Source organism: Pseudomonas tritici, assembly GCF_014268275.3.
GTDB lineage: Bacteria > Pseudomonadota > Gammaproteobacteria > Pseudomonadales > Pseudomonadaceae > Aquipseudomonas > Aquipseudomonas tritici.
On sequence record NZ_CP077084.1, the window covers coordinates 1,819,949 to 1,839,291 of the forward strand.

Annotated in this window: 23 protein-coding genes; 12 read left to right on the forward strand and 11 right to left on the reverse strand. The window is 60.2% G+C overall.

Going from position 1 to position 19,343, the window contains the following annotated elements; genetic code table 11:
* Positions 1-73 precede the first annotated feature (73 nt).
* The 3 genes from HU722_RS08065 to HU722_RS08075 all read right to left on the reverse strand — a co-directional run bounded on the left by HU722_RS08065 (position 74) and on the right by HU722_RS08075 (position 2,806).
* Positions 74-1,042 (reverse strand): FecR family protein, encoded by a 969-nt coding sequence (locus tag HU722_RS08065; RefSeq protein ID WP_186754356.1) that lies wholly within the window; start codon positions 1,040-1,042, stop codon positions 74-76.
* A complete protein-coding gene (locus tag HU722_RS08070) occupies positions 1,039-1,578 on the reverse strand; it encodes an RNA polymerase sigma factor (RefSeq protein WP_065890281.1) in 540 nt (179 codons plus the stop codon). Before HU722_RS08070 ends, HU722_RS08065 begins: the two co-directional genes overlap by 4 nt.
* Positions 1,579-1,789: 211 nt before the next feature.
* Complete coding sequence (locus tag HU722_RS08075) at positions 1,790-2,806, reverse strand: DUF4917 family protein (protein WP_186754359.1); 1,017 nt, start codon at positions 2,804-2,806, stop codon at positions 1,790-1,792.
* A 125-nt stretch (positions 2,807-2,931) separates the two neighbouring features.
* On the opposite strand from HU722_RS08075, the gene yiaY reads away from it, so the two are divergent.
* The 6 genes from yiaY to HU722_RS08105 all read left to right on the forward strand — a co-directional run bounded on the left by yiaY (position 2,932) and on the right by HU722_RS08105 (position 9,394).
* A complete protein-coding gene (gene yiaY, locus HU722_RS08080; protein ID WP_065874708.1) occupies positions 2,932-4,080 on the forward strand; it encodes an L-threonine dehydrogenase in 1,149 nt (382 codons plus the stop codon).
* Positions 4,081-4,172: 92 nt separating this feature from the next.
* Complete coding sequence (locus HU722_RS08085) at positions 4,173-4,847, forward strand: NAD(P)H-binding protein (protein WP_065882071.1); 675 nt, start codon at positions 4,173-4,175, stop codon at positions 4,845-4,847.
* Positions 4,847-5,758, forward strand: a complete 912-nt coding sequence (locus tag HU722_RS08090; protein ID WP_065874710.1) for a LysR family transcriptional regulator — start codon at positions 4,847-4,849, stop codon at positions 5,756-5,758. Before HU722_RS08085 ends, HU722_RS08090 begins: the two co-directional genes overlap by 1 nt.
* Before the next feature lie 113 nt (positions 5,759-5,871).
* The gene (locus tag HU722_RS08095; RefSeq protein WP_065874711.1) at positions 5,872-7,065 is read left to right on the forward strand and encodes a CaiB/BaiF CoA transferase family protein; all 1,194 of its coding nucleotides are present in this window, start codon (positions 5,872-5,874) and stop codon (positions 7,063-7,065) included.
* Positions 7,062-8,003 carry a hydroxymethylglutaryl-CoA lyase gene (locus HU722_RS08100; protein ID WP_065890292.1) on the forward strand — a complete coding sequence of 314 codons (942 nt, stop codon included), beginning with the start codon at positions 7,062-7,064 and terminating at the stop codon, positions 8,001-8,003. The genes HU722_RS08095 and HU722_RS08100 overlap by 4 nt, the downstream gene beginning before the upstream one ends.
* Positions 8,004-8,062: 59 nt before the next feature.
* Positions 8,063-9,394 carry an MFS transporter gene (locus HU722_RS08105; protein WP_186754361.1) on the forward strand — a complete coding sequence of 444 codons (1,332 nt, stop codon included), beginning with the start codon at positions 8,063-8,065 and terminating at the stop codon, positions 9,392-9,394.
* Here the strand turns inward: HU722_RS08105 and HU722_RS08110 are convergent, their stop codons facing one another.
* Positions 9,395-9,883, reverse strand: coding sequence for a DMT family transporter (locus tag HU722_RS08110; protein WP_065874714.1), 489 nt, complete (start codon positions 9,881-9,883; stop codon positions 9,395-9,397).
* Positions 9,884-9,960: 77 nt separating this feature from the next.
* Here HU722_RS08110 and HU722_RS08115 point away from each other — a divergent pair, with 77 nt between their 5' ends.
* From HU722_RS08115 to HU722_RS08125, 3 genes are all read left to right on the forward strand, one after another.
* Entirely contained in the window at positions 9,961-10,878 is a 918-nt protein-coding gene (locus tag HU722_RS08115; protein ID WP_405045932.1) for a LysR substrate-binding domain-containing protein, read from the forward strand.
* 13 nt (positions 10,879-10,891) lie between these two features.
* Entirely contained in the window at positions 10,892-11,302 is a 411-nt protein-coding gene (fos, locus tag HU722_RS08120; RefSeq protein WP_065874716.1) for a fosfomycin resistance glutathione transferase, read from the forward strand.
* A gap of 186 nt (positions 11,303-11,488) precedes the next feature.
* Entirely contained in the window at positions 11,489-12,016 is a 528-nt protein-coding gene (locus tag HU722_RS08125) for a DUF4142 domain-containing protein (RefSeq protein WP_065874717.1), read from the forward strand.
* 53 nt (positions 12,017-12,069) lie between these two features.
* Here the strand turns inward: HU722_RS08125 and HU722_RS08130 are convergent, their stop codons facing one another.
* The 5 genes from HU722_RS08130 to HU722_RS08150 form a co-directional block, all read right to left on the reverse strand.
* A complete protein-coding gene (locus tag HU722_RS08130) occupies positions 12,070-12,495 on the reverse strand; it encodes a low affinity iron permease family protein (protein ID WP_065874718.1) in 426 nt (141 codons plus the stop codon).
* A gap of 115 nt (positions 12,496-12,610) precedes the next feature.
* The gene (locus HU722_RS08135) at positions 12,611-13,111 is read right to left on the reverse strand and encodes a methylated-DNA--[protein]-cysteine S-methyltransferase (RefSeq protein WP_065874719.1); all 501 of its coding nucleotides are present in this window, start codon (positions 13,109-13,111) and stop codon (positions 12,611-12,613) included.
* 492 nt (positions 13,112-13,603) lie between these two features.
* The gene (locus HU722_RS08140; protein ID WP_065874721.1) at positions 13,604-14,014 is read right to left on the reverse strand and encodes a type II toxin-antitoxin system HicB family antitoxin; all 411 of its coding nucleotides are present in this window, start codon (positions 14,012-14,014) and stop codon (positions 13,604-13,606) included.
* A gap of 22 nt (positions 14,015-14,036) precedes the next feature.
* Entirely contained in the window at positions 14,037-14,219 is a 183-nt protein-coding gene (locus tag HU722_RS08145; protein ID WP_065874722.1) for a type II toxin-antitoxin system HicA family toxin, read from the reverse strand.
* A gap of 168 nt (positions 14,220-14,387) precedes the next feature.
* Entirely contained in the window at positions 14,388-15,281 is an 894-nt protein-coding gene (locus HU722_RS08150) for a LysR family transcriptional regulator (RefSeq protein WP_065874723.1), read from the reverse strand.
* A 95-nt stretch (positions 15,282-15,376) separates the two neighbouring features.
* Between HU722_RS08150 and HU722_RS08155 the strand changes: the two genes are divergently transcribed.
* The 3 genes from HU722_RS08155 (at position 15,377) to HU722_RS08165 (ending at position 18,290) form a co-directional block, all read left to right on the forward strand.
* Positions 15,377-16,540 carry an MFS transporter gene (locus HU722_RS08155; RefSeq protein WP_065882075.1) on the forward strand — a complete coding sequence of 388 codons (1,164 nt, stop codon included), beginning with the start codon at positions 15,377-15,379 and terminating at the stop codon, positions 16,538-16,540.
* Positions 16,537-17,727, forward strand: coding sequence for an MFS transporter (locus tag HU722_RS08160; RefSeq protein WP_065946172.1), 1,191 nt, complete (start codon positions 16,537-16,539; stop codon positions 17,725-17,727). Before HU722_RS08155 ends, HU722_RS08160 begins: the two co-directional genes overlap by 4 nt.
* A 323-nt stretch (positions 17,728-18,050) precedes the next feature.
* Entirely contained in the window at positions 18,051-18,290 is a 240-nt protein-coding gene (locus tag HU722_RS08165; RefSeq protein ID WP_065882079.1) for a DUF6124 family protein, read from the forward strand.
* A gap of 80 nt (positions 18,291-18,370) precedes the next feature.
* Here HU722_RS08165 and HU722_RS08170 read toward each other — a convergent pair whose 3' ends face one another.
* Entirely contained in the window at positions 18,371-18,676 is a 306-nt protein-coding gene (locus tag HU722_RS08170; RefSeq protein ID WP_065874727.1) for a DUF6482 family protein, read from the reverse strand.
* A gap of 23 nt (positions 18,677-18,699) precedes the next feature.
* Positions 18,700-19,224 (reverse strand): DUF3833 domain-containing protein, encoded by a 525-nt coding sequence (locus HU722_RS08175; protein WP_065882081.1) that lies wholly within the window; start codon positions 19,222-19,224, stop codon positions 18,700-18,702.
* Between the last annotated feature and the right edge of the window lie 119 nt (positions 19,225-19,343).

The window sequence follows — 19,343 nt, forward strand, 5'->3', positions numbered from 1 at the left end:
CGGAGGAAGACGGGGTAGATAAAAAAATCCACACCTGCGAATGCAAAATATTCTCAAATAAGAATTTGCGCGGTTATTTGCTTGGTTCGATTTTGATAATGCCGTCCGCCGACGCCACGGTTTTCACGGGCAACAGGGCGGGCAGGGCGTTGAGCAGGGCGTCTGGATCATTCACATCAAGATTGCCCGAGACCTTGAGGTGCGCCACGGCGTTGCTGACCTGCAACGGCGCCTGAGGGCGATACAGGCTCAACTCGTCGATCAGGCTGGCGAGTTCGCGGTTGCGAAACGACAAGTGTCCGCTGCGCCAGTCAGCGACTTCCTCGAAGGGAAGGGTTTGCTGCTGCAACGAACCATTGGCATAGCGGTAGGTAGCACGTTGCTGGGCGCCAAGCAGCGTCACCGGGCTTTTTGCATGCGGCTCGAAGGCGACCTGGCCATGGGCGACGCTGATCACCAGTTGCTGCTGGCTGCGGCGCACGTCAAAGCCGGTGCCGACCACGCGCACGCTGGCTTCACCCGCTTGCACGAACAGCGGTCGTTCCTTGTCGGCGGCCACCTCGATGTACAGCTGGCCCTTGTCCAGGTGCACGATGCGCTGGTGCGCGGTGAAGTCCACACGCACGCGGGTGTTGGCATTCACATACAAGGTGCTGCCGTCGGGTAGGTTGAGGGTGCGCATGCCTTTGGCGTGCGCCGACAGTTGGGTGTGATAAATCTCGCGGGGCGCGCCGATGTGGGTCGCCAGCACCGCGCACAGCAAGGCGGCGGCCACGGCCAGGGCAGGGCGCCATACCGACGGTTTGCGCTTGGGCAGCGTCACGGGCTTGTTCAGTTGCTGTAACTGGGCCAGGTCGGCCCACAGCTGCTCGAATTCGGCGTAGGCGCGGGCATGGGCGGGCTCAGCCTGCCAGGCGGCAAACGCTTTGCGGTCGGCGCGCCCCATGTCATTGCGGTTGCGGGCAAACCAGCTGGCGGCTTGGGCATCGATGGCGTCGCTGGCTTCGATGTCCAAGAGCTCGGTGTCGCTCAGGCGATTCATTCTGGCTGCTCCGTGCCGGGTTCTTGTTGAAGGCTTCGCTTGCAATGCAGCAGGGCAAAGGCGATGTGTTTTTCCACCATGCTGGTGGAAATGCCCATGCGCTCGGCGATCTGCGCTTGGCTCAAGCCTTCGAAGCGGTGCAGCATAAGGGCTTCTCGCCGGCGGGGCGAGAGTCCGGCGAGGACTTCTTTCAACTGTTCCAGGCGTTGCAAGCGTTGCGCGGCGGCCATGGGGTCGTTTTGCTCGTCGGTGACCGGTTCCGCGTCCATGTCGGCCTGATCAACGTGAACGGAGTGCCGCACCTTCTGTTTGCGCCAGTGATCACGCAGCAGGTTGCGCGCCATCTGGAACAGAAACGCCCGTGGCTGCTCGACCTTGGCCCGGTCGCGGTAGTCCAGCCACTGGGTAAAGACATCCTGCGTCATGTCCGCCGCGTCGCTGGCGTTGTCCGTGCGTCTGCGCAGGAAATACAGGATATCTGTATAAAACCCGCGAAAGGCATCGGCCGACAACGGGTCGGGCTTGGGACGAGACATGGATATCCTTCTGGACGAAGCACGATTTGGAAAAGTCGTGAATGATATCGAGAATTATTGCTATTTGTCTCTCTGTAACAGATGTCCTCAATCAAAAATGTGGGAGCGGGCTTGCTCGCGAAAGCGGTGGGTCAGACAGCGGATCTGTTGACTGTTACACCGCATTCGCGAGCAAGCCCACTCCCACCGTTGATCTCCTTCGTTCAGGGGATCAGCGTTCGACGGGGACTGACAGTGCAGAATTACCCAATGGATGCGTACGCGCCGCGAAGAACTTCAGCTCCACACCAGTGCCATCAAATAACTCCGAATACCGCCGTTTCTGCTGCCGAATAAACCCATCGCTGCGCCCCGAAACCGAGATCGCCAGGGTCGTCAGTTTGGCTTGGCGAATCGCATCCACCAGATGCTTATCCTGCGGTCCCAAGTCATGGCCAAAGATGCACAGCGCGCCCTCATGCGTCAGCAACTGCTCATAGCAAAACGACAGATAGTCCGAACTGCGGATGGTCTTGAGCTTCTCCTCAACCTTGCCTTCGCTGACAAACAGCGGAACATCGTCGAGGGTCTTGATCGTGTTGTTGATGGCAAAACTGCTGAGCAACGTGCTGTCGGTGGTCGGCAATTTGCGCACGGTGCCATCAAGGTTGCGCACCAGGTGCAGACCGCCATGCAGGTAGAGGATGCGCGTGGCGCTTGTATGGGTGTTGCGCAGGTCGAAGCTGGCGTCGGCGCTGCGGAACAAGTCGTCGATGCCCGGCGTGTGCAGGATCGCCCAATAGTTGAGCAAGTCGTAGTTGCTGGTGAACACCGTCGCGTAATTGGCCAGTTCGCTGTTGATCGTTGCCAACGTCGACGGCTGCACCAGGCGCCATGGGATGTGCACGGTGTGGATGGTATTGATCAAGGCTTCCTTGATCGCGTAATAGCGATTACGCGGCGCCGCCGAGCTGACCGCCAGGGCCTTGTTGACCCGACTGGTGGTTTTCAATGCACCCAGCGCCTGCTCGAAACTGCGGGTTTGCAGGGCATCGAACACGCTGAGCTCGGAGGGGCTCAGGGGTTTTTCTTCGACGGTGCGGGCGTTTTCGAACAGCGAATCGTAGGCAAAGTCTTCCCAAATCGTGCGGCTTGCGCCGTTGCCGATCAGAATCCCGCTGAAGTCGGTGCTGCTGCGCAGTGCGCTCCAGTCTTCAAGGTGGGCGTCAATATCCTGGAAATCCTTCATTGCGGCGGGTCTACTCGAAATCGGCTGGACGGCGACTTTATCACGAGCGGGCGTTGATCCTGATCAAGATGGCGTAGGCAGGTGAGGTCGATGCTGTAGGCATAAACGTCATCCGAGGATTCGCCATGAGCAGCACCTTCTTCATTCCCGCCGTCAACATCATGGGCACCGACTGCCTCGACGAAGCCATGATCGCCATCCGCAACTACGGCTTTCACAAGGCACTGATCGTCACCGACGCCGGCCTGGCCAAGGCGGGCGTAGCGAGCATGATCGCCGAGAAACTGGCGATGCAGGACATCGACTCAGTGATCTACGACGGCGCCAAGCCCAACCCCAATGTGGAAAACGTCGAGAAAGGCCTGGCGCTGTTGCAACAGAGCGACTGCGACTTCGTGGTGTCACTGGGCGGCGGCTCGCCCCATGACTGTGCCAAGGGTATCGCCCTGTGCGCCACCAACGGCGGGCATATCGGCGACTACGAAGGCGTCGATCAGTCGAGCAAACCGCAACTGCCACTGGTGGCCATCAACACCACCGCCGGCACCGCCAGCGAGATGACCCGTTTTTGCATCATCACCGACGAAACCCGCCACGTGAAAATGGCCATCGTCGACCGCAACGTTACACCGCTGCTGTCGGTCAACGACCCGAGCCTGATGGTCGGCATGCCCAAGGGCCTCACTGCTGCCACCGGCATGGACGCGTTGACCCACGCGATTGAAGCCTACGTGTCCACGGCCGCTACACCGATCACCGACGCCTGCGCGATCAAGGCCATCGAACTGATCAGCGCCAACCTGCGCCTGGCCGTACGCGACGGCAGCGACAAAGCGGCAAGGGAAAACATGGCCTACGCGCAGTTCCTCGCCGGGATGGCGTTCAACAATGCATCGTTGGGCTTCGTGCACGCCATGGCGCACCAGTTGGGTGGTCTTTACGATCTGCCCCACGGCGTGTGCAACGCGGTGTTGCTGCCCCACGTACAAAGCTTCAACGCCAGCGTCAGCGCCAAACGCTTGAGCGACGTGGGCCGCGCATTGGGCGCCGACATCAAGGGCATCACCGACGAAGAGGGCGCACAAGCCGCCATCGCCGCGATTCGTAGCCTGGCCTCGGACGTTGAAATCCCGGCGGGCCTGCGAGAATTGGGCGCCAAGTTGCAGGACATTCCGCTGCTGGCGACCAATGCGCTCAAGGATGCCTGTGGTTTGACCAACCCACGGCGGGCGGATCAGCGTCAAATTGAGGAGATCTTTCGTAACGCGTTCTGAATGGGGTAGTTATGAGCTGCAAGCGGTAAGCTACAGGCTGAACTGCATTCAACTTGAGCTTGAAGCTTGCGGCTTGCCGCTGAGGTCCCCCTATGAGAGTTCTGCTATTCGGCGCCACCGGCATGGTCGGTCAGGGCGTGCTACGCGAGTGCCTGTTGGCCGCCGACGTTCAGGAAGTCATCGCCGTGGGCCGCACGCCCTTGACCCAGGAACACGGCAAGCTGCATCAGGTGTTGCACGGCGACATGCTGGATTTCCAACCTTTGGAAAACCTGCTGCAAGGTTTTGATGCGTGCTTCTTCTGCCTCGGCGTTTCGTCGGCAGGGATGAATGAAACCAAGTACACCCACCTCACCTATGACCTCACTCTGGTCGCGGCCAGCACCCTGGCGCGGCTCAATCCGCAGATGACCTTTATCTATGTATCCGGCGCCGGGACCGATAGTTCCGAGGCGGGCAAGTCGATGTGGGCGCGGGTCAAGGGCAAGACCGAGAATGCCCTGCTGCGCCTGCCGTTCAAGGCGGTGTATCTGTTTCGACCGGGGGTGATCCAGCCCTTGCATGGCGTGCGCTCGAAGACGCCGTTGTACCAGACCTTCTATTCGGTGCTTGGGCCGTTGTTGTCGTTTGTCCGGCGGATAAAACCGGGTTGGGTGGTAAGCACCGAGACCGTCGGCCGGGCTATGTTGCAGGCGGCGAGTCATGGCGCGTCGCAGCCAGTGGTGGAGCAGGCCGAGATCAATCGGTTGGCCAGCGAGCGTCGCTGATGATGCACAAAAGCCTGGTGCGTCGGCTGGATCTGATCACGCTGCAATTGTTTGTCGCGGTATTTGAGGAAGGTACGCTGACCCGTGCCGCCAACCGTGAAGCCATTGCCGTTTCGGCTGCCAGCAAGCGCTTGATGGAACTGGAGCAGGTGCTGGGCGTAAGCCTGTTTGTGCGGCGGGCCAAGGGCATGGAGCTGACCGCAGCCGGCGAAACCCTGTTGCACCATGCACGGCAGATGCTGTTCAACGTCGAAAAGATGGGCCTGGAATTGGGCGAACACAGCCACGGCGTGCGCGGCTATGTGCGGATGCTGGCCAATCTGTCGGCGATCATTCAGTTCCTTCCTGAAGATTTGCGGGACTTTTCCGAGCAGCACCCCGAAGTGAAAACCGACTTGGAAGAGCGCCCCAGCAACGGCGTGGTGCAAGGCGTTCTGGATGGCGTGGCGGACCTGGGGATTTGCTCCATTGACACCGACACCAAGGGCCTGCCGAGCGTGACGTATCGGCACGACAAATTGGTGGTGCTGATGCCGGCGGATCATCCGTTGGCAACCCGGGAAACCCTGGCATTTGCCGAAACCCTGGACAGCGATTACGTCGGCCTGCACGCCGCCAGCTCCATCAATATGCGCACCCACGCCGCCGCGCGCGAGGCGGGCAAGATGCTGCGCCTGCGCATTCATGTGCCGGGGTTTGATGCGATGTGCCGGATGGTCCAGGCGAATATGGGTATTGGCATCCTGCCGCAAAAGGCCTATGAACTTTTCGGTCGCGCGTTGGGGTTACATGCCGTGCCGTTGACGGATGACTGGTCGGATCGCAGCCTGATCCTAGTGGTGCGTGATGAGGCACAGCTGTCGCCGGTCAGCCGGCTGTTGTTCGAATATCTGCGCAAGATGCCGGTGTAAGCGAACTACAGTGTTCGCATTTCGCGAACGCGCCTTGCCAACTGACGGTTGGATTTCTTCTGCCCCTGTCCTCTAGCCTTGGTCGCACATTCCAAGAATAAGAGGTACACGCCATGACGGCTCCCCTGAGCGGTATCAAGGTGATCGAGATCGGCACCCTGATTGCCGCGCCGTTCGCCGCCCGGCTGATGGCCGAGTTTGGCGCGGAGGTGATCAAGATCGAAGCCATGGGCCAGGGTGACCCGCTTCGCAAATGGCGAAAGCTGCACGAAGGCACGTCGCTGTGGTGGTACCTGCAATCGCGCAACAAGAAGTCCCTGGCGTTGGACCTCAAGTCGCCAGAAGGGCTGGACTTGATCAAGCAGCTGCTCGGCGACGCCGACGTCCTCATCGAAAACCTGCGCCCCGGCGGCCTGGAAAAACTCGGCCTGGGTTGGGATGTACTGCACGCCCTCAACCCCAAGCTGACGCTGGTGCGTATTTCTGGCTATGGCCAGACCGGCCCTTATCGCGACCGCCCTGGCTTCGGTGCCATCGGCGAGGCCATGGGCGGCATTCGCTACACCACCGGCAACCCGGATTCGCCGCCCGCGCGGGTCGGTGTGAGCCTCGGTGATTCCCTGGCCTCGTTGCATGGCGTGATCGGCGCGCTGATGTCGTTGTTGCGGGTCAAGACGGGGCAGGGCGATGGGCAGATTGTCGATGTGTCCCTGGCCGAAAGCGTGTTCAACCTGATGGAAAGCCTGGTGCCGGAATACGACATGCTCGGCCATGTGCGTGAACGCAGTGGCGGCGCTTTGCCGGGCATCGCACCGTCCAACACCTACCTGACGGCCGACGGCGCCTACGTGGTGATTGCCGGCAACAGCGACCCGATCTACAAACGCTTGATGACCACCATCGGCCGCGCCGACCTGGCCGAAGCCCCAGCATTTGCCCACAACGATGGCCGCGCCGCCCAGAGCGGTTTGCTCGACGCCGCGATCACCCACTGGACCAGCAGCCTGCCCATCGACCAAGTGCTCAGCGCCCTGGAGGCCGCCGAAGTGCCGGCCGGGCGTATCTATTCGGTGGCGGACATCGTCAGCGACCCGCACTACCAGGCGCGTGACATGTTGCTCACTGCCGAGTTGCCCGGCGGTGTGTCAGTGAAGATGCCCGGCATCGTGCCCAAACTCTCGGAAACCCCGGGCGGCGTGAACTGGCAGGGCCCGACCCTGGGGCAACACACGGATGAAATTCTCGGCAGCCTGGGCCTGGCCGGTGCTGATATCCAACGTCTGAAACGCTCGGGAGTGGTGCAATGATTTCTGATTATTCCGACCCGCTGATTGTGCAGGAAGTGTCCCCGCGCGACGGCCTGCAAATCGAGCCGACGTGGGTCGAGACGGCCGACAAAATCGCCTTGATCGACCAGCTTTCCCAGGCGGGCTTTTCGCGGATCGAGGCCGGTTCATTTGTCTCGCCCAAGGCCATCCCGGCATTGCGTGATGGCGAGCAAGTGTTCCAGGGCATCAGGCGCAAGCCCGGTGTCATCTATGTGGCGTTGATCCCGAATCTCAAGGGGGCGCAGCGCGCTATCGAGTCTCGCGCCGATGAACTGAACCTGGTGATGTCCGCCAGCCAGACCCACAACCTGGCCAATATGCGCATGCGCTGCGAGGCGTCGTTGGCGGCGTTTGGCGATATCGTCAGCTTTGCCGCCGACCACCCGGTGAGGCTCAACGGCAGCATCGCCACCACCTTTGGTTGCCCGTTCGAAGGCAAGATCGACGAAGACCGCGTGCTGCAGATTATCGAGGCCTATCAAGCGCTGGGCATCCAGGGTATCAGCCTGGCCGACACCACGGGCATGGCCAACCCGCGTCAGGTGGAGCGCCTGGTCAAACGCGTGCTGCAGCGCGTCTCCGCCAGTGACCTGACCCTGCATTTTCACAACACCCGCGGCCTGGGGTTGTGCAACGTGCTGGCCGCGTACGAGGCCGGTGCCCGTCGTTTTGACGCGGCGCTCGGTGGCTTGGGCGGCTGCCCGTTTGCGCCGGGGGCGTCGGGCAATATCTGCACCGAAGATTTGGTCAACCTGTGCGAGGAAGTCGGAATTCACACCGGTATCGACCTGCCGCACCTGCTGCAAATGTCCCGCCGCTTGCCGGCCCTGTTGGGCCACGAACTTCCTGGCCAGGTGGCGAAGGCAGGGCGCAATTGCGACCTGCACTCGCCGCCGGCCTATATCGCCACGTTGTAACGCTACACCAGACAACAAAAACAATTGGGCGCCTGTGAGCAGCCCGCTGGAGAGAAACCATGAGCACTAATACGTTGGAGGCCGGCACGCGCCCGGCCGCTGAAATCGATGCCGAAAAAGCCCTGGTCAGCAAGGTCGCCTGGCGCCTGATGCCGCTGATCATGGTGTGCTACCTGTTCGCGTTTTTTGACCGGATCAACATCAGCTTCGCCAAGTTTCAGTTGCAGGCAGACCTGAGCCTGAGCGACACCGCCTACGGCCTGGGCGCCGGTTTGTTTGTGGTGGGTTATGTTATCTTCGAAGTGCCGAGCAACATGATGCTGTACAAGGTCGGCGCGCGGCGCTGGATTGCGCGGATCATGATGTCGTGGGGCCTGGCGACGGCGGCCATGGTGTTTGTCACGGCAGAGTGGCAGTTCTATGCGCTGCGCTTTCTGATCGGGGCGATGGAGGCGGGTTTCGCGCCCGGCGTGCTGTATTACCTGACCCTGTGGTTCCCGCAGCATTTCCGTGGGCGCATCACCTCAATGCTGTTCCTGGCTTCGGCGTTTGCGGGCCTGGTGGGCGCACCGTTTTCCGGCCTGGTACTGGAACACCTCGACGGCGTGTTGCAGATGCGTGGCTGGCACTGGTTGTTCCTGCTCGGCGGCTTGCCGTGCATCGGCCTGGGGGTCCTGGTGCTGACGCGGCTCAAGGACCGCATCGAAGACGCCCATTGGCTGACGCCAGCGGAGAAAGCGTTGCTGTCGAGCCGTATCGCCAAGCATGAGCCGAACCAGCACGGTGGCTCGTTGCTGTCGGCGATCCGTATTCCGGGGTTCCTGATGCTCGGCTTTATCTACTTTTTGATTCAGGTGGCGTCGTACGGCCTCAATTTCTGGGCACCGCAACTGATCCGCAGCGCGGGCACCCAGAGCCCGGTGATGATCGGCCTGCTCACGGCGATTCCGTATGTGTGCGGCGCCATCAGCATGGTGGTGATCGGGCGACTGTCGGATGCTACCGGCGAGCGGCGCAAGTTTGTCTGCGGCCTAGTGGTGCTCGGTGCGGTGGGCTTTTTCAGCGCCGGGATTTTCGCCGACCACACCACCTTCCTGATCATTGCCCTGGGCATGTTGGGCGCAGGCATCATTGCGTCGATCCCGACCTTCTGGACCCTGCCACCCAAATTGCTGGCGGGCGCCGGCGCAGGCGCGGCGGGCGGTATTGCAGTGATCAACACCCTCGGGCAGTTCGGTGGGATTGTCAGCCCGGTGATGGTGGGCCGCATCAAGGACCTCACGGGCAGCACCACCCCGGCGCTGTATGTGATTGGCGTGTGTGCGCTGTTGGCGGCGGCGCTCTTGCTGTGGGGCCTGCCGCAGAAGCTGCGCACACTCGACAAAGGCTGATCAGCTCGCCGTTGACAATGCACGGGCGGGGGAGGCGCTGAACTGAATCAACACCACCCCGCCAATCAACAACAACGCCCCCAGCACGCGGGGCGTTGTCAGTTGGCGCTCAGCCAGGCCGAACAGGCCAAAGTGATCGAGGGCCAGTGACGCAAGAATCTGCCCGGCCATGGCCAACGCGATAAACCCCGAGGCGCCGAGCTTAGGCAATAACATCAACGCCAGGGAAATAAAGCACACGCCGAACGCGCCACCCGCCCACGTCCACAGGGGCGCCTGGGTGACAAACGTCAGGCTCGGCAGCGGTAAACGCATCGCGATAATCACCGGCAGCAACACGATGATGCTCACCAGCAGCGACGCCAGGGTGGCCCACAACGGGTGGCCGAGCCCGCGCCCGAGGTTGGCGTTGATCGCACTCTGAAACGGCACCACGGCCCCGGCAATCACGGCCAGCGCCAATAAACCCACCCAATGCAATGTTGTCATTTCAAATCTCCCAGAGGTTTTGCTGGACTCTAGGCTATTCGTCGCGCAAATTTAAATTCCAAGTTCTTATGGTGAGCATGCAGCTGATGAATGATCTGCGCCGCATCGACCTCAATCTGTTGGTGATCCTCGACGCCTTGCTCAGCGAGCAACACGTCACCCGTGCCGCCGAGCGTCTGCACCTGAGCCAACCGGCGGTCAGCCATGCGCTGGCGCGCTTGCGTGACCTGCTCGGCGATCCGCTGCTGGTGCGTCAGGGCGGTAGTTTGGTGCCGACCGCCCGCGCGCTGGAATTGGCCACGCCACTGGCTGAAGCCCTGGCCCAGGTGCAAGCCCTGCTGGCGCCGAATCGCTTTGAGCCGGCATCGGCCAAGCGCAGGTTCCGCGTGGCGATGTCTGACTACAGCGCGGCGATTTTGCTACCCGCTCTGGTGCGTACGCTGCGCAATGAAGCACCGGGTATCGATCTGCAAATCATCCAGGCCAGCCGTGAAGGCATGGTGGATGGGGTGCTTAATGGCGACCTCGACCTGGCGGCGGGTGTTTTCCCCGACACGCCCGCCGAGCTGCGTACTACGCCGCTGTTCGAAGAGCACTACACCTGCCTGGTGGACCGCAGCAGTCTGCCGGAGGACGGTACGCTGGATTTGCCCACCTACCTGTCACGGCCGCATGTGTTGTTGGAAATGCGCGGCAGCGGTACGCCGGAAATCGAGCGGGCGTTGACGGCGATCCGGGAACGGCGGCATGTGGCGATCAGCCTGCCGCACTGGGGGGTGGCACCGCAGTTGATACGGGGCACGGACCTGATCCTTACGGTGTCGTCCCGTGGCGTGCTCGATATCGATCATCAGCACTTGCTGGCGGTGCTGCCGCCGTTTCATATTCCGTCGTTTGCATTTGAATTGGCGTGGCATGCACGGCGGGGTGGGGATTCGGGGTTGCAGTGGTTGATTGGGCAGGTGCAGGGTGTATTGTCCGAAGACTACCGCTGACAGGAACAACAACATGCTCTCAGGCTTCAACCACCTGACCCTGGCCGTCACCGATCTGGATCGCAGCGTCTGCTTCTACCATGAGCTGTTGCAACTTCAGCTCGACGCCACCTGGGACGCCGGCGCCTACCTCTCACTGCCGGGTTTATGGCTGTGTTTATCGCTCGATCCATTGCGCGACGCGAATCCAGCCGCCGATTACACCCACTATGCGTTTACCGTCGCTGCGGCTGATTTCGCCGCGCTGATCGAGCGCCTGCGAGCGGTTGATGTTGAAGAGTGGCGCGACAACCGCAGTGAGGGCGCTTCGTTCTATTTTCTCGACCCCGATGGTCACAAGCTCGAAGCCCATGTCGGCGACCTGGCCTCACGGCTACAAGCGTGCCGCGCAAAGCCTTATGCCGGAATGACGTTTTACCCGTAGGACGGGCAGGCGCGTAAACGCTCAAGCGCACGTGTTGGCGGGTTAGGCAGGCAGCAAACCAGCCGGGCTCGAAGATGACCGTTCGTCGCACTGGAAAGTTTTTTCTAAACCTTTGCTGCCCTGAAAATTCGAATTGAGTGCGGGCTGTGTTCTCCCGCACCTATTTTTGCCCTGGAGGAACCCATCATGAGCCGCATGGCTATCCGGTTACGCACCGCCAGTTTCGCGATGCTGCTGGGCCTCGGCGCCAGCAATGCTTTCGCCCAGTCGCCTGCTGAATTCATCGAGCAGGCTTCGGCCAAAGGTATGGCCGATATCGAAACCAGTCGCATGGCCCATGCCAAAACTTCGTCCCAGGAAATCAAGGACTACACCATCGAGGTGATCAACGAGCGCACCCTGGCCAACCAGCATCTGGCGGCCATTGCCAAGAAGCTCGACTTGCCCGTGGCGCCGCGGGAGAAAATCGTCGATAAAGCCGAAACCCTGATGCCTGAACTCAAGGACGGCGATTCCTTTGATGCGGCCTACACCGCGCAACAGGTGAAGGAAAACGAAGACGCCATCGCCCTGTTCAAACGGGAAGGCGCGGCATCGGATGTACCTGAAATAAAAGCCCTGGTGGACGAGACGCTGCCTAAGTTGGAGGAGCGTTTGCAGAAAGCCCGTGCCTTGGCGTCCACCTACGCCAAAGGCCATCAAGGCGACGGTTGAGTTCGTCACTTGAAATGAAAAACGGCGGTTGGATCTTCTCCAACCGCCGTTTTTTATGCCTGGTTCAAATCAGTTTTTTTCGGCCCTGCATCGTCGGCAGCATGGCCACAACTGCTGTTCAGGCTCACAGTGCCAGCCTTGCCAATGCTACGGTATTCCTGGCGCAGTTTTTCCAATTCTTTACGGTCCAGGCCGTCCAGGCTGAGCACAGCGTTTTGAGCATCCTTGGACACGCGTAGCAGTTCATCGATCTTGATATGCAGGATGTCGTTGTCGCGGTTCTGCGTGTTCTGGATCAGGAACACCATCAAAAACGTGATGATGGTGGTCGAGGTATTGATGATCAGTTGCCAGGTGTCGTTGTAGTGGAAATACGGCCCGCTCAGGCTCCACGCCAGGATCAACGCCACCGCCGCGTAGAACGTGCGTGGGCTGCCGGCCCAGCGGGACAGGGATTGGGAGACTGTGGAGAATTTCATGACCGGTTTCCTTGGTAGGGGGTGATGAAATAATGGACCGCAGGGATTTTTTGAAATTTCTTTTTACATTTCGCCTGATGAACAACGGTGTACGTTTTTGTCGGCGGCTGTTTTTTTAGAAGGCTAATTGCGCCTGGCCCGTGCCTTCCAGTGCCAGCAAATACTGCTTGGCTTGCAGCCCGCCGGCGAACCCGGTCAGCCCGCCCGACGCACCGATGACTCGATGGCACGGCGCAATGATCGAGATCGGATTCCGCCCATTGGCTGCGCCCACCGCACGTACGGCTTTCGGGTTGCCGATCTGCTGGGCGATCTGGCTGTAGCTGCGGGTTTCGCCGAAAGGAATGGTCAGCAGCGCTTGCCAGACTTGTTTCTGGAAGTCGGTGCCATCGAAGTCCAGTTCCAGCTCGAATCGGTTACGGGTACCGGCGAAGTACTCCTTGAGTTGGCGTTCGGCTTCCAACAGCACCGGGCTGTCATTGGCCTCGTGCAACTCACCCAGGCGCACACGGTTGGCGCGCTCTGTTTCCCACAGGATGGCGCCGAGTTTGCCATTGCGCGCCACCAGGGTGAGTTGGCCCACAGGGGAGGGCATGAGCTTGTATTCATAAGGCATGGGCATAATCCTTGATGCTGTAGGGCGCCATTATCCGTCCTGCGAACCGTGGGGGAACCTTGTTTCTTGCGGTGTAATTCTACGCCCGCTAAAAGCGCCAGTGAATCCAATTGCCCGACCCATAGACCGAGGAGACCAAGTAGACAAACCAGACTATCGAGGGCGTTGACAGTGCGACCAATGAGCCAAGATTGAGTAGAGCGATGATGGTCGCGCCGATTGTCAGGCCTCGACCGGCGTGCTGCCTTGCGTACCACGCGCCATAAATAGACCCGGCAACTGCCGCTATCAATACAAAACGGCCCAGGCCTATCGTGGGAATAGGCATCAGTGGGGCCAGCAGTGGGATGATCAGCACCAGCCCTACGACTTTTCTAAAGACCTGCGTCGACGTTTTTTGTCCGCGCGGGAGCATTCTGCTTTGTCCTGTTTCTGGTTAAGGTTTCCCATGGTGATAGGAGAACTTTCTGGTCCCTGTAGGGATGGGCTTAATCAATGCCCCTGCTGAAGCACTTTCAGCGCTGCTGAGGCCAGAAACCCCGAACGGCTTTTTTCTTCAGGGTGATGCAGCACATATTCATCGATGCGGTTCAGCAGATAACCGGGCAGCGTGATATTGAGCTTCTGCGCTTTGCCCAGGTACTTGGTGACATCAATGTCCACGACTGCCCAGGTGCAGCCTGCATACTGAGGATTGGCGGCATGCAAGGTGACCTTTTGCGCACTGGGAATCGCTGCACCGTCTTCCGCGAGAATCTCGAAGTGCCCTTCGATGGCTTCGCGGGCCATGGCCATGGCGTCGTCCAAATCGTCGCCGGCGGAATAGCAGCCGGGAATATCCGGCACTTCTACACCCCAGGCGTGATCGTCGTCGCCGGTTGAAATTGCAATCGGGTAAAGCATGTCTGTTGTCCTCCTCGGACGATTAACTCAACAGAGCTTGTTTCAAAATGCTCTTGGCGGTCTTGTCCAACAGGTCCTTCTTTGGATGTGGAATCGTCACCAGCCCCGGTTTTGTCGGGTGTTTGAAGTGGTGATGACTGCCTTTGATGCGCACCAGATACCAACCGTCCGCAACGATGTGACCTATTAAATATCGGCTATCCACAGCACCTCCTTGTGGTGTGTGATGGTGGTGACTATAACCACTGAATTGGAATTATCAACACTCTACCTACCAGTGGCCGATGACCGGCTTCCTGTCAGGCGGTCAATGCAGTGTATGAGCGCCTGGGAATGGCGCCGGGGAGAGGTATTGCGGGGTTTTGCGAAGGAGTTACCGAGTGTGTAGGGACTGTGCAATGACAGTGAGAAACGCATCAACCAGCACACTTTTTGTTTCAGACCGGGTCAATACTAACAAGGGCGCACACGCATCCCCCTCCACCAGGGGCCTGTATGTCACACCTTTGTTCATCAAGCTCTGCGTACATTCCGGCACCAACGCCACACCTTGCCCAGCCGCTACCAGCGCTATGATCGAGGTGATCTGCCGCCCGGTTGGCCCAAGGCGTAACGGTTGGCCGTGGTGCCGGTAAAGTTGCTCGATGGACTGGTTGAGCCCCGATCCAAAATCCGCAGGAAACAGAATCACTGGATAGGCGCTCAGCTGCGCCAGACTGACACTTGGCAGACTGGCCATCGGGCTTTCACTGGACACTGCTGCGACCAGCCTTTCGTCACCCAAAGACAGCACTTGCACCTCTTCGCCTTGCGGTAGCAGGCGACTCAACCCGATATCCAGCCGCCCATCCGCCACGTGTGCGCCCAGGCTGCCGGAGGCGCACTCCACCAAAGTCAGCTGCACGTCGGGAAAACGTTGCGCAAACGCCTGGATCGTCTGGCTGAACAAGTCCGACAAGGCAATCGAGCTGACATACCCCAACGCCAGCTGCCCGGCGGTGCCCGCAGCCAGTTTGCTGGCAATCACCTGCGCCAGCTCCACCTGCTCCAGCACGCCGCGCGCGTAGGGCAGGAATGACCGGCCTTGAGCGGTGAGGGTGACGGTGCGGCTGGTGCGATCAAACAGCTTGAAGCCCAGCTCGGTTTCCAGCGCCGAGATCTGCCGGGTCAGCGGTGGCTGAGCCAGGTGCAGGCGAATGGCCGCGCGACCGAAGTGCAATTCTTCAGCGACCGTCAGAAAGTACCGCAGCTTGCGTAGGTCGAGCATCCTGATCCTTGGGTATCGATCGGTTCGAAATCGGTATTGGTTTAAGACCCGCCGGCCATTCTATAAAGACCTCACAAAATAAAACGAGAGGTTTCATGAAACCGCGCCTGCATTGTGCCCGCCTTGCCCTGTTCCTGTGTGGCTGCGCGGCGTTCCTCAACCTCTATGCCACCCAGAGCATCCTGCAGACCTTTGCCGCGAACTTTCAGGTCAGCGCCAAGGCGGCGGGGTGGAGTATCACCGTGACGACGCTGGCCGTGGCGATCACTGCACCGTTTGTCAGCCGACTGACCGGGCGCTTTGAGCAACGCACGGTGATCAGCGTGGCGGCATTGCTGTTGGCGGTGCCGGCGCTGATGACCGCCTATGCCGACAGTTTTGCCGAAGTGCTCGTGTGGCGGTTTGTCGAAGGCATGTTGATCCCGGTGGTGTTTGCCACCAGCGTGGCTTACATCGGCGACCGCTGGAGTGGCGGCACGGTGACGGAGGTCACCAGCCTGTATGTGGCAGGCACCGTACTGGGTGGGTTCGCCGGGCGTTTTGTCACGGGTGTGATGACTGAATACGTGGGCTGGCGCGAAGCCTTTGAGTTGCTGGCGGTGCTGAGCCTGATGGTGGGTGGATTTATCCAGTTCTTGTTGCCGATCAATCGTGCGCGAACGGCGAAGGTTAAAACCTCTTTCTCAGCCGTTTTTCGCAAGCCTTTGCTGGCTGCTTACGCTGTAGGTTTTTGCGTGTTGTTCTCCCAAGTCGCAGCGTTTACCTACGCCGGTTTGTACCTCGGATTACCGCCATTCAACTTGGGGCCTGCGGCGTTGGGCACGCTTTACATCGTGTTCCTGCTGGCGCTGGTCGTGATCCCCGTCGCCGGTCGCCTCAGTAAAGCCCGACCTCACGCCGAACTGCTGTGCGTGGCTGCGGTGCTGGGCATCACCGGCTCAGCGCTGACGTTAGTGCCTTCCTTATGGTGCATCGTTGTGGGCCTGGCCCTCAGCTCCACCGGCGTATTCCTCGCCCAGGCAGCCGCCAACGCGTTCACCACCGCTACCGCCCGTGACAACAAAGCAGGCGCCGTGGGCGTGTACCTCACGTGTTATTACCTGGGCGGAAGTTGCGGTGCGATTATCCCGGCTTTGATCTGGGAACGCTGGGGCTGGGCCGGGTGCGTGGCGCTGATTATGACCTTCCAGGTGTTGACCTTGCTGATTGCCCTGACGGGTTGGAAGCCCCTTGAACCTGAACCGACTCCGACGCCATGAACGATACCGTCGAGGTGCCTGCTGCCGCATCATCAACCCGTCGTCGCACGCTGATCGCCGGCTGCGGTGCGCATGCCGTGCATGACGGCCTTACCGATGTCATCTACGTGTTGCTGCCGATCTGGCAGGCGCAGTTCGCGCTTTCCTACGCGCAAATCGGACTGTTGCGCGGGGCCTATTCCGGGATGATGGCGGTGTTCCAGCTCATGGCCAGTCGCGCCGCGAAGCGCTGGGGGCGTGTACCGATGCTGGTGGGCGGCACCGCGCTCGCGGGCGTGGCTTACGTGTTGGTGGGCCAGGCCAGCGGACTGGCGATGTTACTGCTGGCGCTGCTGTTGGGTGGGTGTGGCGCCAGCACCCAACACCCGCTCGCCTCCTCTATGATCAGCGATGCCTACGAGGACGGTGGTGGGATCAAGCAGGCGCTGTCTCAATACAACTTCAGCGGCGATATCGGCAAAACCCTGATCCCCGGACTGGTGGGACTGCTGCTTACGGTGATCAGTTGGCGCGCGAGTGCCACGCTTCTGGGACTGCTGGGTTTGGCGGCGGCGGGGTTGTTGTGGTGGTTGATTCCTACACAAGTATCCGAATCTGACTCCACAAAAAAGACCAAACCCCACAGCGGAACCGGCTCCGTCATAGGCCTGCGCGCCCTGATTCTCACGGGCACCCTCGACAGCGCCGTGCGCATGGGTTTCCTCACGTTCCTGCCATTTGTGCTGCAAGCCAAGGGGGCTGGCACCGCCGGTATTGGCCTGGCCCTGACGCTGCTGTTTATCGGTGGCGCATTCGGCAAATTGCTCTGCGGTTATCTTGGTGCGCGCATCGGCATGATGAGGACGGTGTGGCTGACGGAGAGCAGCACCGCGTTGCTGATCATTGCCGCCGTGTATTTGCCACTGGCCGGGTTGATGGTGATGCTGCCGGTGCTGGGCCTGGTGCTCAATGGCACGTCCTCAGTGTTGTACGGCGCCGTGCCGGACCTGGCCGGCGCAGGGAAACGGGAGCAGGCATTTGCCGTGTTCTACACCGGCACGATTGGCGGCGGGGCACTGGCGCCGGTGGTGTTTGGTGGGGTGGGGGACGCATTGGGCGTGCCGGTGGCGATGATGGTCTTGGCGGGGGTGTTGATGGTGACGTTGCCGTTGGCGTGGGAGGTGCAGCGGGGGATGGTTGAGGAGTGATCAGTGCGATGTTGGGATGTGCTTTTGCAGCTTGCGCCATTGCCTACACAACGATCAGAATCGTCCGAGTTGTGCGCCTTGGTCGACCTCTTTAAGGTTCGTTTGCCGCTGCCCATCAGCGGTCGGGTTTAGTAGCTCGATTTGATCAACGGCGTATGGCTATACCAGCGTTCAGGCATCTTGGTGTCTGTTCTCAATGGTGGCTGTACGCAGGGCACTTTCGAGTGCGCCGGTTTCGTTGATCCGCCGGTCTACTAACCTGCATACAGCCGCCACCCATTGTTTAGTAGCTGTGGAAGGTGGTCCTTACCGAGGATCAACAGATGTGCAATGACCCCTGTGACCCCTCCGTAAAACTGTTCAGCGTCCGTCCCGACGTCAACACCGAAGCGTTACTCGCCAACGCCTATGAAACCATTGCCGGCGCGGGCGCCATGACCCATGAGTTCGCCGAAACCCTACCGTCCCAACAGCGCTACCTGGCCCTTGCGATTCAGCAAATGATCGAGTTGGGGCTGATGCTGGTGGAAGCGGCGCAGGACCGCGTGGATCAAGCCGCGTAAGGCCGTTCGCGCACTGCATAGGCTTGCCTTCCCAGGCCGCCCATACCAAGGGGGAGGGGAGCCAAAAAATGCATAGCGCTTTAAAGAGATGAGGCCAGCGAAAACGGAATGCGCAGCGCGCCGATCGGCCCTTCCCGAACACCGCACATTTCATCGTGCACGCACTGCTGCACCAGCACGCAGGGAAACGGCGGCACCCGTTGCAACAGGTCGCGCAAATGCGTGGTAGAACCGATGCGCAGCGGCTTGGCGTCATCGCCCAGCAATGTCATTTCAGCGTCATCCAGCCTGACGCGCGCGATGTAGAAACCACCCTCCAGCGACAGTAACTCCAGCTCGCGAATTTCACCTTTTACCGCCAATTCAGTCAGCATGTGCATATTCATGATTGAGCCTCGCTGCGAGTTATTTATTGGCGACGAAAGAACAACGTGACCTGGCCCCATTCGACGCCGAACTTGGTCATGCTGGAGCGGTTGATCAAGGTGTCCTCGTCCATCAGGTACATCCAGTCATCAAAGCTCACCTCGTAGACCGAGCCGTCCACGGGCAGGTTGAGTCGGTAGCGCCAACGCAGTGCGTTACCCGCCACTTCGCCGATTGCCTCGCCGACCACATCACCTGCTCGGCCCCGCCAGCGCCCCGGGCCATCCGGTGTCAGCGTCCACACGCGTTGTTGACGCGTGCCATCGCTGTACAGGAAGCGCTCGTCGAGAATCAGGGCGTTCCCCTCGCGTCGGCTGGCTATGTTCACTTCAAAGCGCTTGGCGACCTCGCCGGAACGCTTTTGGAAAATCCCCCAAGCCTTGACGGGCTTGCTGAAAAAACGCTCCAAGTCCAGCTGCGGCTGCTGGTCAGCGTAGTGCTCGACCCCAACGTTGGCGCAACTGCTCAAACTCAATACCAGCCACAATGAAACCAGTAGACGAGTCATTGCCCGGCTCCGTGATCGCGCGCGGCGAATTGCCAGCGTGTTGAATAGATACTTGTACAGAAATATAAATTTGTACAGGTTTTCGCGACGGGAATAACGGATGCCTCAAATCGCAGCCA